The 13,129-nt window shown below is 69.2% G+C and carries 12 protein-coding genes; 3 read left to right on the forward strand and 9 right to left on the reverse strand.

Translation table 11 applies throughout. The features are described from left to right. Window positions 1-111 precede the first annotated feature (111 nt). Both HPA01S_RS13310 and HPA01S_RS13315 read right to left on the reverse strand, forming a co-directional pair. The gene (locus tag HPA01S_RS13310; RefSeq protein WP_066270759.1) at window positions 112-876 is read right to left on the reverse strand and encodes a class II glutamine amidotransferase; all 765 of its coding nucleotides are present in this window, start codon (window positions 874-876) and stop codon (window positions 112-114) included. A gap of 4 nt (window positions 877-880) precedes the next feature. Further along, on the reverse strand, window positions 881-2,389 hold the full coding sequence (locus HPA01S_RS13315; RefSeq protein ID WP_066270760.1) for an MFS transporter: 1,509 nt from the start codon (window positions 2,387-2,389) through the stop codon (window positions 881-883). Window positions 2,390-2,505: 116 nt separating this feature from the next. Between HPA01S_RS13315 and HPA01S_RS13320 the strand changes: the two genes are divergently transcribed. Continuing rightward, a complete protein-coding gene (locus HPA01S_RS13320) occupies window positions 2,506-3,639 on the forward strand; it encodes an AI-2E family transporter (protein ID WP_084360674.1) in 1,134 nt (377 codons plus the stop codon). On the opposite strand, the gene HPA01S_RS13325 is transcribed toward HPA01S_RS13320, so the two are convergent. Further along, entirely contained in the window at window positions 3,636-3,887 is a 252-nt protein-coding gene (locus HPA01S_RS13325; RefSeq protein ID WP_066270763.1) for a cysteine-rich CWC family protein, read from the reverse strand. The two genes, HPA01S_RS13320 and HPA01S_RS13325, sit on opposite strands and share 4 nt — an antisense overlap. Before the next feature lie 60 nt (window positions 3,888-3,947). Here HPA01S_RS13325 and HPA01S_RS13330 point away from each other — a divergent pair, with 60 nt between their 5' ends. Then, window positions 3,948-4,787, forward strand: a complete 840-nt coding sequence (locus HPA01S_RS13330; protein ID WP_066270766.1) for a crotonase/enoyl-CoA hydratase family protein — start codon at window positions 3,948-3,950, stop codon at window positions 4,785-4,787. On the opposite strand, the gene HPA01S_RS13335 is transcribed toward HPA01S_RS13330, so the two are convergent. From HPA01S_RS13335 to HPA01S_RS13350, 4 genes are all read right to left on the reverse strand, one after another. Next, window positions 4,774-5,865, reverse strand: a complete 1,092-nt coding sequence (locus HPA01S_RS13335) for an acyltransferase family protein (protein WP_066270768.1) — start codon at window positions 5,863-5,865, stop codon at window positions 4,774-4,776. The genes HPA01S_RS13330 and HPA01S_RS13335 overlap by 14 nt on opposite strands. Continuing rightward, on the reverse strand, window positions 5,862-7,448 hold the full coding sequence (locus HPA01S_RS13340; protein ID WP_066270770.1) for a gamma-glutamyltransferase family protein: 1,587 nt from the start codon (window positions 7,446-7,448) through the stop codon (window positions 5,862-5,864). The genes HPA01S_RS13335 and HPA01S_RS13340 overlap by 4 nt, the downstream gene beginning before the upstream one ends. 172 nt (window positions 7,449-7,620) lie before the next feature. Beyond that, window positions 7,621-7,923 carry a hypothetical protein gene (locus HPA01S_RS13345; protein WP_066270772.1) on the reverse strand — a complete coding sequence of 101 codons (303 nt, stop codon included), beginning with the start codon at window positions 7,921-7,923 and terminating at the stop codon, window positions 7,621-7,623. A 104-nt stretch (window positions 7,924-8,027) separates the two neighbouring features. Continuing rightward, entirely contained in the window at window positions 8,028-10,253 is a 2,226-nt protein-coding gene (locus HPA01S_RS13350) for a malate synthase G (protein WP_066270775.1), read from the reverse strand. A 325-nt stretch (window positions 10,254-10,578) separates the two neighbouring features. Between HPA01S_RS13350 and HPA01S_RS13355 the strand changes: the two genes are divergently transcribed. Continuing rightward, a complete protein-coding gene (locus HPA01S_RS13355; protein WP_370670993.1) occupies window positions 10,579-11,076 on the forward strand; it encodes a DUF6622 family protein in 498 nt (165 codons plus the stop codon). A gap of 30 nt (window positions 11,077-11,106) precedes the next feature. Here the strand turns inward: HPA01S_RS13355 and HPA01S_RS13360 are convergent, their stop codons facing one another. Both HPA01S_RS13360 and HPA01S_RS13365 read right to left on the reverse strand, forming a co-directional pair. Continuing rightward, a complete protein-coding gene (locus tag HPA01S_RS13360; protein WP_066270780.1) occupies window positions 11,107-11,898 on the reverse strand; it encodes a DeoR/GlpR family DNA-binding transcription regulator in 792 nt (263 codons plus the stop codon). Window positions 11,899-11,902: 4 nt separating this feature from the next. Beyond that, window positions 11,903-12,973: an ABC transporter ATP-binding protein gene (locus tag HPA01S_RS13365; RefSeq protein ID WP_066270784.1), complete on the reverse strand. Its 1,071-nt coding sequence runs from the start codon at window positions 12,971-12,973 to the stop codon at window positions 11,903-11,905. Window positions 12,974-13,129 lie beyond the last annotated feature (156 nt).

The raw sequence follows: 13,129 nt of genomic DNA on the forward strand, positions 1-13,129 counted from the left end.
TCTCCTTCGTTGAAGTCGATGCCCCGGGGCCGCGCGAGGGCGTCCGCCGGAGGCTTGTGGCGCATGGTAGACCGGGGACGTGCCCCCGACCATTCGGGAAAGCCCGCCGGGTCAGGCCACCGGCAGGCCGTCCACGAACACCTTGAGTTCGTTCGGCTCGAACGCGGTCCACTGCTCGTTGCTGGTGAGTGGTGTGGTCACCACCACCGCGGCGCGGTCGCCCGGGTGGTTGAGTTCGGCGAAGTTCACCGTCCAGTCCTGGTCCATCAGCGTGGCCTGGGCGAACGGGTGCTGGCGCACCAGCCAGTGCAGCTTGGTGCTGCAGTGCGCCCACAGCGCTTCGCCGTTGGACAGCAGGAAGTTGAAGGTGCCGAAGCGCCGCACCTGCGGCACCAGCTCGTTGAGCGTGAGGGTGAGTTCGTGCACGTCGGGCAGGCCGGCGTGCGATTTGGCCAGCTCCTGCATCAACCAGCAGAAGGCGCGCTCGCTGTCGGTCGTGCCCACCGGGTGGAAGTGGCTGTGCAGGTGCGGTGCGTAGTCTTTCAGGTCGCCGTTGTGGGCGAACACCCATTGCCGGCCCCAGAGCTCGCGCACGAAGGGGTGCGCGTTCTCCAGCGCCACCGCACCCACCGTGGCCTTGCGCACGTGGGCAATGATGTTGCGGCTCTTGAGCGGGTAGCTCTGCAGGAAGGTCGCCATGGGCGACTGCGCGGCGCTCTGGTGGTCGATGAACAGGCGCAGCCCCTTGCCCTCGAAGAAGGCGATGCCCCAGCCATCGGCGTGGTGGTCGGTGTTGCCCCCACGCTGGCAGAAGCCGGTGAAGCTGAAGTTCGCGTCGGTGGGGGTGGCGCAGTTGAGTCCGAGCAGTTGGCACATGGGCTTATTGTGCGGCCTGCGGCGCGGGTGCGGCCTTGAGTTTCAGCGCCGCCAGCAGGGCGAGCGCGCAGATCGCCGCCAGCATCAGGAAGGTTTCTTCGAACGCGGCCACACGCTGTGGCGTGGCCGGGCCGCCGATGGCGACGTGTGCGCCGTGCGCGGCCAGGCGCCACTCCAGCACGATGCCGCACAGGCTCACGCCGGCGGCACCGCCGAGCATGCGCAGGAAGTTGATCACGCTCGCGCCCTGCGCGATGTTCACGCTGTCCAGCCCGCGCATGGCGCCGATGTTCAGCGAAGGCAGGATGAAGCCCAGGCCGATGCGGCCGAGGATGGCCCAGGTCACCAGCAGCGGAATCACCTGCGCCGGGCGCTCCGGGTCGATGGTGACCATGAGCGCGAAGGACGCGCTCAGCAGCACCAGGCCGATGCTCACCAGCCAGTGGGTGGGCTGGCGGTCGGCGAGCCGGCCGACCAGCGCAATCGCCACCGCCAGCACCAGGCCGGCCGGCAGCAGGATGGCGCCGACGTGCGAGGCCGACAGGCCCAGGCCGCTCTGCATGTAGACCGGCAGCAGGTAGGTGGAGCCGAACAGGGCGATGCCGTAGATGAAGGCGACGATGCTGCCCATGGCGAAGCGCCGGTCCTGGAACAGCGAGAGGTTCATCAGCGGGTCCACGCCGCGCTCGGGGTCGCGTCGCCGCGCCTTCAGGGTGTGGCGCTGCAGCGCCACGAAGGCCAGCAGCATCGCGGCCGCACCGCCCAGCAGCAGCGCCGCGGTGGTCGGCGTGCCGCCGTGCAGTTCCACCAGGCCATTGAGCAGGCACAGCGTGCCCACGGCGGCCAGCACCAGGCCGCGCCAGTCGAGGCCCGCACCCTGCGGGTTGGCAGCACCGCCGCCCGGCGAGGTGGTGGGCACGAAGCGGTAGGCCAGCCACAGGGAAGCGAGGCAGAACGGCACCACCATGAAGAAGATCGAGCGCCAGCCGAAGGCGTCGACCAGCAGGCCGCCGATGCTGGGCCCGAGGGCCGGTGCCAGCACCACGCCCATGCCGAAGATGCCGCTGGCGCGGCCCTGTTCGTGGGGCAGGAAGGCGCGCAGGATGATGATGGCCGCAATCGGCTGCACCACGCCCGCGGCCAGGCCCTCGGCCACGCGCGCGGCCAGCACCAGCGGGTAGTCGTTGGCAAAACCGCCGGCCACGCCACCCAGCATCAGCAGGCACATGCAGCCCACGTAGGTCAGGCGGTAACCGTAGCGTGCCAGCAGCCAGGGCGTGGTCAGCATGGACACCGTCATCGCCGCCATGAAGCCCGAGGTGACCCACTGCGCGCGTTCCTGGCCGAGCGTGAAGTGGTGGCTCATGTCGGGAATCGCCACGTTGATGACGGTCGACGACATGATGGCCGCCATCGTGCCCACCATCACCGAGAGCAACAGCAGCCAGCGGTAACGCTCGCCGTAACGCGCCCGCAGTGCGGGCAGGGAGTGGTCGGCGGGTGGGGTTGTCATGAGGGGCGAGGTTAGCGGATCGCGCGCACGGGATTCGGGCGCGCGCGCAGCAAGACCGCAAAAGTGGTCGGTTATATTGATCCGCACCCTCTGTCCGGCTCGTCCACGCTTTATTCATGCCACCTGTTCCGAACGCATCCCTGATCATTCGCGGTCTGCTGTTGCTGATCGTGGCCGCCGGTGTTTACTTCTTCCGCGGTTTTCTGGTGCCGGTGCTGGCCGCGCTCATCATCGGTTTTGCCAGCTGGCCGCTGTACCGGCGCGGTGTGCGCGCCTGCGGTGGCAACACCGCGCTGGCCGCCAGCCTGGCGCTGCTGATCGTCATCGTGGTGCTGGTGGTGCCGCTCACGCTGGCGCTGCACTACGCGCTGAAGGAAGCGGGCAGCCTGGTGGGCTGGTTGCTGGACGTCAACCGCAATGGCGCACCGCCGCCGGTGTGGATCCAGTCGCTGCCCTGGGTGGGCGAGACGCTGGCCGCGTACTGGCGCACGCACCTGGGTGAGCCGCATGCGCTGGGCGACTGGATCCAGCTGCTCAGCGGCCAGCACATCGGCAACATCTACCGCATGGTGCTCAGCGCCACGGGCGACTTGGTCAACCTGGCGCTGACCGTGCTGTTCATGCTGATCACGCTGTTCTTCATCTACAAGGACGGCACGCACATTGCCGGCCAGCTCGACACCATTGGCGAACGCGTGTTGCCGCTGCAGTGGCTGCGCTTCTCGCGCGTGGTGCCGGCCACCGTCAGCGCCACCGTCACCGGCCTGGGCCTGATCGCCATCGGCGAAGGCGTGGTGCTGGGCCTGGCCTACTGGATCGCGGGCGTGCCCTCGCCGGTGCTGCTGGGTGTGGCCACCGGCTTCATGGCCATGATCCCGGGCGGCGCGCCGCTGTCGTTCACCCTGGTCTCGCTCTACCTGGTGGGCTCGGGCGAACTCTGGACCGGCGCCGCGCTGTTTGCCTGGGGCTCGATTGAGCTCTTCATCGTCGACAAGACGCTGCGCCCGCGCCTGGTGGGTGGCCCGGTCAAGCTGCCGTTCCTGCCGACCTTCTTCGGTCTGGTGGGTGGGGTGAAGACCATGGGCATCGTCGGCCTGTTTGTCGGGCCGGTGCTGATGGCGCTGCTGGTGGCGATCTGGCGCGAGTGGCTGCGCAGCATGAGCGAGACGCCGCCTGTGGTGTCGCTGGTGTTGCCGCCCACACTGGACAACGGCGAAGCACCACCGCCATCGCCGACGGACCGGCCCTAGTCGGTCGCCGCTGCGGCGGCGCGCAGGGCCTCGCGCACGCAGTTGCCGCAGATGCAGGCTTGGCCACGCGCCGCGTCGGGAATGCGCTTGAAGAGGTCGGGGCTGAAGGTCGCGCCCACACACCAGCACGGTGGCTGGGCTTCACCGGTTTCGCGTTGCACCTCCATCGCACAGCGGTTGTCACCGCCGCACAGCGGGCAGCGCGCCGGGTCGGGCGCGGGGGCAGCAACATCGGTGGGGCGGTCCATCGGCGCAGTGTATGACGCCTCAGCGACAAGCGCAGCGCCATGCCTCACTACCATGGACGCATGAGCAGCAGCACCACGCCCACCACCCCCAGCACCCTTGACGCTTCGCCCGGCGAAGGCCGCATCCGCACCGAGGTGCAGGGCCCGTTGCTGCTGATCGGCATCGACCGCGCGGCCAAACGCAACGGCTTCACGCCCGCGATGATGCAGGCGCTGGCTGAGGCCTACACGCGGCTGGATGACGATCCGGATCTGCGCGTGGGCGTGCTGCACGCCATCGGCGAGCACTTCACCGCCGGGCTGGACCTGCCGAGCTTCGCGCCGCTGATGCAGCGTGGCGAACGCGCCATGGCCGACGGCCTGGTCGACCCGCTGAACCTCGGTCGGCCCGGCTACCGCCGCCGCACCAAGCCGATGGTGGTGGCGGTGAAGGGCATCACCTACACGCTGGGCATCGAACTGATGCTGGCGGCCGACATCGTGGTCGCGGCCGACGACTGCCGCTTCTCGCAACTGGAGGTGCAGCGCGGCATCATGGCCACCGGCGGCGCCACGCTGCGCATGGCCGAACGCGCGGGCCTGGGCAACGCGCTGCTGCACCTGCTCACCGCCGACGTGTTCGACAGCGCCGAAGCGCTGCGCCTGCATTTCGTGCAGCGCGTGGTGCCGGCCGGCAGCGAGCTCGACGAGGCCTTGCGCATCGCACAGGCCATTGCGCAGCAGGCGCCGCTGGCGGTGGTGGCAACGCGGCTCAACGCACTCCAGGCGGTGGAGCAAGGCCCGATGGCCGCGGCGGATGAATTCGAGAGCACGCAGCAGCGCCTTGCCAACAGCGCGGACGCGGCCGAGGGCGTGCTGTCGTTCCAGCAGAAACGCGCGGCGCGCTTCAGCGGACGCTGAACGAGCCCAGCGCCGGATCGCGCCGGCGGCCCAGGCGCGTGAGCGGTTGTTCCACCGCGTGGTGGAACAGCGCCCCCGCCACGTTGCAGGCCAGCCAGGCCAGCAGCACACCGCCGGTCTGCAGCTCCGCGTCCGGCCCGCCGTAACGCGTGAACCAGGCGTTGACCACGAGTGCGATGGGGAAGTTGAGCAGGAACACCGCGTAGGAGATGCGGCTCAGGTAGGCCACCACGCTGCTGCGCGGCCAGCGCCACAACCAGCCCTGCCGCACCGAGCTGGCCAGCGCGAGGCAGACCAGCAATGCCAGCGCGATGCGCTCGCGGAAGTCGATCACCAGCGCCACCAGCGTCATCGCCACCAGCGCCGCCAGCAGCCAGCGGCCGTGGCGCCAGGCGGCGTCGTTGTGGGTGGTCCAGTAGGTCAGCGCGCCCAGGCCGTAGGCGCCGAAGAAGTACAGCGCCCAGCTGTCCCAGTCGTCCTCGCGGTTGAAATGGAACAACGAGGCCGCCACCACAAGCGCCACCAGCGCCTGCAGCCAGACGCCGGGCACGCGCTCGCGCCGCGTCAGCCACAGCAGCACCAGCAGCAGGGCGTAGAGCTGGAAGTCGATGGCCACGTACCAGACGCCGGCCGAGAGCGATTCCACCCCCAGCAGCGTGTGCAGCAACAAGGCGTGCGAGACGAACTGCCACAGGCCGGGCGGCGCCGACAGCGAGCTGTGCGCCATCCAGCGGCGCGCGAGTTCGGTGCACAGGATGGCCACCACCAGGGCGGCGATGTAGGGCAGCGCCACCCGCACATAACGCTGGCCCAGCTGGGCCATGAAGGGCGCCTGGCGCGGCTGGCCGCCGGGGGCGAGGCTGCGCGCGGCGAGGAAACCCGCCACCACCAGGAACACCTGCACCGCCATGCGCGCGTCCTGGCTGAACCAGGTGACGAGGTCGGGCACCAGGCGCTGCGTCCAGTCCGACATCGGCCCGTAGAAGGCCAGGTGGTGCAGCACGATCAGCTGCGAGCCCACGGCCTTGAGCAGGTCGATGAACATCAGGCGCTCGCCGGCGCCCGAGCCGGCTTTCATAGCGCCGCCACGCTGCCGTCGCTGCGCGGGTCGGCCGCGCCCTCGATCACGCCGCTGGGGTGGCGCACCAGCGCGCCCGCATGGCCCATGGTGTCGCTGAAGGCCTCGGGCAAGAGCTCGACCACATGGCCGGCGTCTTGCAGGGCCGTCACCAGCGCCGGGTCAAAGCGGCTCTCCAGTTTCAGCGAGGTGCTCACGTCGCCCCAGGTGCGGCCGAGCAGCCAGCGCGGTGCGCTCACTGCCTGCTGCAGGGGCTGGCCGAAGCGCGCGTAACGCGTGAACACCGCAGCCTGGGTTTGTGGCTGGCCTTCGCCGCCCATGGTGCCGTAGGGCATGACGCGGCCGTCGTCGAACAGCGCCAGTGAGGGGTTGAGCGTGTGGAAGGGTTTGCGTCCGGGTGCCAGGGGGTTGAGCGCCTTCGGGTCGAGCGAGAAGCTGGTGCCGCGGTTCTGCCAGCAGATGCCGGTGTCCTGCAGCACGGTGCCCGAGCCGAACTCCCAGTACACGCTCTGGATGAAGCTGACCGCACGGCCCTGCGCGTCAATCGCGCCCATCCAGATGGTGTCGCCGGGCGCGGCCGGGTCGGGCCAGGGCAAGGCGCGCTGCATGTCGATCTGCGCGGCCAGCTCGGCCAGGGCCTCGGGTGCCAGAAAGCCGTGTGGATCGGCGGGCAGGTGGCCGGGGTCGGTCACCACGCGATCGCGCACGCGGAAGGCGCGCTTGGTCGCTTCCACCAGGCCGTGCACGTGCTCGAAGCCTTCGCCGTCGCGCACGCCCAGGCGGTCGAACAGGCCGATGATCATCAGCGCCGCCAGGCCCTGCGTGGGGGGCGGCAGGTTGTAGACCGTGCTGTCTTGCAGGCGCACCGCCAGCGGTTGCACCAACTGCGCGCTGTAGGCCGCGAGGTCGCTTGTGCGCAGCGGGCTGCCCACGCGCTCCAGCTCGGCGCCGATGCGTTGCGCCAGCTCGCCGCGGTAAAAGTCGTCCAGGCCACGGTCGGCCAGCGTGGCCAGGGTGCGGGCCAGCGCCGGCTGCTTGAGCAGGTGGCCGGCCTCGGGCGGCTGGCCGTTGACGAGGTAGGTGTCGGCAAAGCCGGGCGCGTCTTTCAGGCCGGCGAGCTTGTCGCGCGTGAGCGCGGCCTGGCTGGTGGAGACCACCACACCGTCGCGCGCGTGGCGGATGCCGTCGGCCAGCAGGCGCGAGAGCGGCAGGGCCGGGCCCCAGGGCGCGGCCACTTCCAGTGCCTTGGCCCAGCCGCCGATGGTGCCGGCGACCGTGAGCGCCGCGGTGGGGCCGCGTGAGGGAATGCTGTCGTGGCCGGCGTAGAACGCGCGCGTGGCCAGGGCCGCGGCGGGGCCGCAGGCGTCGATGGCGCGCACCGGCTGGCCGGGTTCGTGGATCAACCAGAAGCCGTCGCCGCCGATGGCGTTCATGTGCGGGTACACCACGGCAATGGCGGCGGCCGCCGCCACCATGGCTTCAACCGCGTTGCCCCCGTCGCGCAGCACGTCGCGCCCGGCCTGTGCCGCGAGATGGTGAGGGGCAACCTGCATGCCACCCAGGGCCTTGAGGGTGTGGATCATTGAAAACGTTCTCCTGCGCGTGGGAAATGAATGGGTGTGGAAGGCCGCTGGTGTGGCCCGCGGGTTCGCCCAACCGCGTATTGTCGTGCGGCCGGGTCGGGAGGGAAGAGGCAAGCAACTGGCGTACCAGCGCACAGGCTGGCTTGCGCCGGTGTGCCGGTGTTCGTGCCGATCAGTCCGCGGGGGCGAAGTGCGCCAGCAAGGCCTCGCCCCAGGCCCAGGGGCCGGTGAGCGTGAGCGTCACCGTGGTCCAGTCGCCATCGGCCTGCACCTGTTCGTCGGCGTCCCAGGCACCACCCTCGTCGAGCGGCCCGCGCGGGCCGGGCGCATGGGCCTCGGCCCAGTGCAGCACCGCGCTCACCTCGGCCAGCACGGCGGGCAGCTGTGCTGCGCGCACGCTCGCCATGGCGTCCCAGGTGCCGGTGCCTTCGCCGTCGTCGCTGGTGTCAAACGTCAGGTACTGAAGCGGGGTCATGCTGAGGTCGGTTGAGGGTCGATGGAATGGAAACGGCGCCCGAAGGCGCCGTCTGGCGGTGCGGCGTGGTGCGCGCCCCGGAGGGCGGCACCGGCGGCATCACATCACTTCTGCTGGTCGGCCTTCACCTTCAGGCGCCAGGCGTGCAGCAGCGGCTCGGTGTAGCCGCTAGGCTGTTCCTTGCCCTTGAACACCAGGTCCAGTGCGGCCAGGTAGGCCTTGCTGGTCTTGAAGTTGCCGGCCATCTTCTGGTACAGCTTGTCGCCCGCGTTCTGGCCATCGACCACGGCGGCCATGCGCTCGAAGGTCTTGGTCACTTGCGCTTCGGTCACGATGCCGTGGTGCAGCCAGTTGGCGATGTGCTGGCTGGAGATGCGCAGCGTGGCGCGGTCTTCCATCAGGCCCACGTTGTGGATGTCGGGCACCTTGGAGCAGCCCACGCCCTGGTCGACCCAGCGCACCACGTAACCCAGGATGCCCTGCACGTTGTTGTCCAGCTCCTGCTGCTTCTCGGCCTCGCTCCAGTTCGGGTTGCTGCTCACGGGAATCGTCAGCAGGCCGGTGAGCAGGTTGTCGCGCTCGGTGTTGGCGTCGATCTTCTCCAGCTCCTTCTGCACGTCGGACACCAGCACCTGGTGGTAGTGCAGCGCGTGCAGCGTGGCGCCGGTGGGGCTGGGCACCCAGGCGGTGTTGGCACCTGCCTTGGGGTGGCCGATCTTCTGCTTGAGCATCTCGGCCATCAGGTCGGGCATGGCCCACATGCCCTTGCCGATCTGCGCCTTGCCGCGCAAGCCGCACGAGAGGCCGACGATCACGTTGTTCTTCTCGTAGCTCTGGATCCAGGCGCTGGCCTTCATGTCGCCCTTGCGCACCATCGGGCCGGCCAGCATGGCGCTGTGCATCTCGTCGCCGGTGCGGTCCAGGAAGCCGGTGTTGATGAAGGCCACGCGGCTGGCGGCTGCGGCAATGCAGGCCTTGAGGTTGACGGAGGTGCGGCGCTCCTCGTCCATGATGCCGAGCTTGACGGTGCTGTCCTTCAGGCCCAGCAGCTGCTCCACGCGGCCGAACAGCTCGGCGGCAAACGCCACCTCGCGCGGGCCGTGCATCTTGGGCTTGACGATGTAGACCGAACCCTTGCGCGAGTTGCGGATGCCGTCCTTCTTCGTGCGCTTGAGGTCGTGCAGGGCGATGGTGGTGGTGACCACCGCGTCCATGATGCCCTCGGGAATTTCCTTGCCTTCGGCACCCCAGAGGATGGCCGGGTTGCTCATCAGGTGGCCCACGTTGCGCAGGAACATGAGCGAGCGGCCATGCAGGCGCACCGCGTTGGCCTTGCCGGCGGGCGAGGTGTAGACGCGGTCGGTGTTGAGGCCGCGCGTGAAGGTGGTACCACCCTTGCTGACCGACTCGGTCAGCGTGCCTTGCAGGATGCCGAGCCAGTTGCTGTAGGCCAGCACCTTGTCTTCGGCGTCCACCGCGGCGATGGAGTCTTCCAGGTCGAGGATGGTGGACAGCGCGGCTTCCACCACCAGGTCGCTCACGCCGGCGGGGTCGTTCTTGCCGATGGGCGTGTTGCGGTTGATCTGGATGTCCAGGTGCAGGCCGTTGTGCGTCAGCAGCACGGCGCTGGGTGCCTTGGCCTCGCCCTGGTAACCCACCAGCTGCGACTTGTCGGCCAGCTTGCTGGTGCCGCCTTCGGCCAGGCCCACCACCAGTTCACCGTCCTTGTTGATCTTGTAGCCGGTCGAGCCGACGTGCGAGCCCTTCTTCAGCGGCACGGTGCGGTCCAGCACGTGGCGCGCGTATTCGATGACCTTGGCGCCGCGCTTGGGGTTGTAGCTGCTGCCCCTGGGGCCGGCCTTGCCGCAGCCCTTGTCTTCGGAGATCACGTCGGTGCCGTACAGCGCGTCGTACAGCGAACCCCAGCGCGCGTTGGCCGCGTTGAGCGCATAACGCGCGTTCAGGATCGGCACCACCAGCTGCGGGCCGGCCTGCACGGCGAGCTCGTCGTCCACGTTCTTCGTGGTCGCCTTCACGCTCTTGGGCTGCGGCACCAGGTAGCCGATGGTTTCGAGGAACTTGCGGTAACCCGCCATGTCGCGGATCGGGCCGGGGTTGGCCGAGTGCCAGGTGTCCAGCTCGGCCTGCAGGCGGTCGCGCTCGGCCAGCAGGGCCGCGTTCTTCGGCGCGAGGTCGGCCACGATGCCGTCAAAGCCCTTCCAGAACGCCGCTTCGCTCACACCGGTGCCCGGCAGCACGCGCTGGTTGATGAACTCGAACAGTTCGTTGGCGACCTTCAGGCCGTGAATCTGGGTGCGTGCTGTCGTCATGGGAAGAAGCTCCGTCAAGGCAATGGCAAGTGAGAAAGATGTGCCCGCTGCAGTCGCGCGCGGGCGTGGTGAGAGCCTGAACTGTATTCCATCCCTGAGGCGGCATTAAGTCGGGTTTTTGTGATTTATCTGTGACTTTCATGCGTGGAATCGGCGCAGCACGCGCTGTGCTCGCGCCCGTTTGCAAGGGCATGGCGCGCTCCACCTCACACCGCAACGCCGTCGCTTCGCGCCATGCAACGGCGCCTGGTCGCATCGGCGTGGCAAGGCTTCGATGCCACTGCCACAGTGCGCGGCATCCACCGCTTCACCAAAGGCCTTCACCATGCTCTCCCACATTCCATCCTGGGTTTTCGCCGTCTTGCTGTTGCTTGTGGCGCTCGGTTACCGGCAGTCGCGTGACCGGTTCGTCACGCCGCGCACCCTGGCGCTGATCGCGCTGGCCATGCTGGGTTTTTCGCTCTACGGCGTGCTGGCGGCGTTTGGCGCGGGCCTGTTGCCGCTGCTGGGCTGGGCGCTGGGGTTTGTGCTGGTGCTGGGGCCGGGCCGTTCGCTGGTGGGGCCGCGTGACATGCAGGCCGTGCCCGGCGCGGCCGCGGTGCGGGTGCCGGGCAGCTGGTTGCCGTTCTTTTTGATGATGGGCATCTTCGCCGTCAAGTTCGTGCTCGGCTACGGCCGTGCGATGCACCTGCCGCTGGTCCAGCAGGCGGCTTTCGTGGCGGGCGCCAGCGCGGTGCTCGGGGTCTGCAGCGGTGCGTTTGCGGCGCGGGCGCTCACGGTGTTTCTGTTTGCCCACCGCCGCCCGGGCCTGACGCTGGCCTGAAGGGCGTACGCCACCGTAAGGTGGCCGGAGTCAGCCTGTTGTTTCCTGGCCGTCCTGCGCCAGCACGGTGCGCACACCGGCGGTGGCGCGCCCCAGCTCGGGGGGCAGCGGCTGGTCGGTCACGAGCAGCTGCACGTTGCTCCAGGGCAGGCTGGTGATCAGGCCCGGGGCTTCGAACTTGCTGGCGTCGGCCACCACGATGACCGTGCCCGCATGCGGGTGCACGGCCTGTTTGAACTCGACCTCGAAAGGGTCGAAGTCCAGGCAGCCGCCGCGCGCGCTGAGCGAGGCCACGGAGACGATCAGGTAGTCCGGATGCAGCTGGGTGGCGAAGCGCAAGGCGTTGGCGCCGGCCAGCGTCATGTCGCTGCTGCGCAGGGTGCCGCCCGGCAGCATCACGGTGTGGCGGTCGCCGCTCTGGGCCAGCGCCCGCGCCACTTCCAGCGAGGGAGTGGCCACGGTCAGTCCGCGCCGTTCGGTGAGCGCCTCGGCGATGAAGCAGGCGGTGCTGCTGTTGTCGAGCACGATGCTGGCGCCGTCGGGCAGCAGGGCCGACACCTGCCGCGCCAGCCGGCGCTTGGCGGCCACGTTGCTGCGCAGGCGCAGTTGAAAGGGCGACTCCTGCACATCGCGGTGCAGGCTGACGCCGCCGTGGAATTTCTGCACGATGCCGTCGTCGGCCATGGTCTGCAGGTCGCGCCGCACGGTCTCGCCCGAAACGGCGAGGCGCTGCGCGAGTTCCACGGTGGTGATGGAGGGCGTGGCGCGCAGGATCTCGATGATGCGCTCCTGGCGCGCGCTCAACACTGGGGTCATGCTCATGCGCTCATCTCTGTGTGGCAAGCAGCGCGCCGGACTGGCCGTCAAACACCCGCAGCCGCGAGAGCGCCGGGGTGAGCACGATGGGTTGGTGGGTTTCCAGCGCGGCGTCGGCCTCGGTGCGCACCAGCACATCGGCGTTGCCCACGCGGATCTGCGCATAGGCTTCCGCGCCCAGGCGTTCCACGCGCTGCACCACGCCAGACCAGCTCAGCGCAGACGCACCGGCCATGCCGGACAACGTCAACTCCTCGGGCCGCAGACCCAGCACGGTGCCGGGCTGCAGCGCGGCGTTGCCGTAGTGGTCGTTGAGCCACGCCCGGCCGCTGGCCATGCTGTCGGGCACCGGCAGGAAGTTCATCTCGGGCGAGCCGATGAAGGAGGCGACGAAGCGGTTCGCGGGCTGCCGGTACACCTCCATCGGTGCGCCCACCTGGCGCAGGTGGCCCCTGTCCATCACGGCGATGCGCGTGCCCAGGGTCATGGCCTCCACCTGGTCGTGCGTGACGTAGACGATGGTGATGCCCAGCTCGGCGTGCAGGCGTTCGAGCTCGCCGCGCATGTGGGTGCGCAGCTTGGCGTCGAGGTTGGAGAGCGGTTCGTCGAACAGGAAGACCTTGGGTTTGCGCACCAGGGCGCGGCCAATCGCCACGCGCTGGCGCTGCCCGCCGGAGAGTTCGTTCGGGCGGCGGTGCAGCAGCTCGGTGATCTGCAGCCGCTTCGCAGCCTCCTGCACGCGCTGGTCCACTTCATCGCGCGAGAGCTTGCTGGTGCGCAGCAGCCCGAACGCCATGTTCATGTAGACCGTCATGTGCGGGTACAGCGCGTAGGACTGGAAGACCATGGCAATGTCGCGCTCGTGCGGTTCGGCGTGCGTGACATCGCGGCCACCGATCAGCAGCCGGCCTTCGCTGATGTCTTCCAGCCCGGCGATCATGCGCAGGGTGGTGGACTTGCCGCAGCCGGAGGGACCGACCAGCACCATGAACTCGCCCGCCTGCACGTCGAGGTCGAGCCGGTCCACGGCGACGTGGTCGGGGTAGCGCTTGGTGATGCCTTGGAGGGAGATGGCAGACATGGGTTGGGATGGTAAGGGTGAGAGGGAGGGCGTGATTTCAGTGAGGCACCGCGCCGAAGCGCAATCCGCAACGAGTGCAGCAACGCGATCCAGAGGCGCCGAGGGTCCGGCTCCGCCGGCCCAAGGCGCCGTCCCCCCTCGAAGCGCCGAAGGCGC

The sequence above is a fragment of the Hydrogenophaga palleronii NBRC 102513 genome, from assembly GCF_001571225.1.
GTDB lineage: Bacteria > Pseudomonadota > Gammaproteobacteria > Burkholderiales > Burkholderiaceae_C > Hydrogenophaga > Hydrogenophaga palleronii.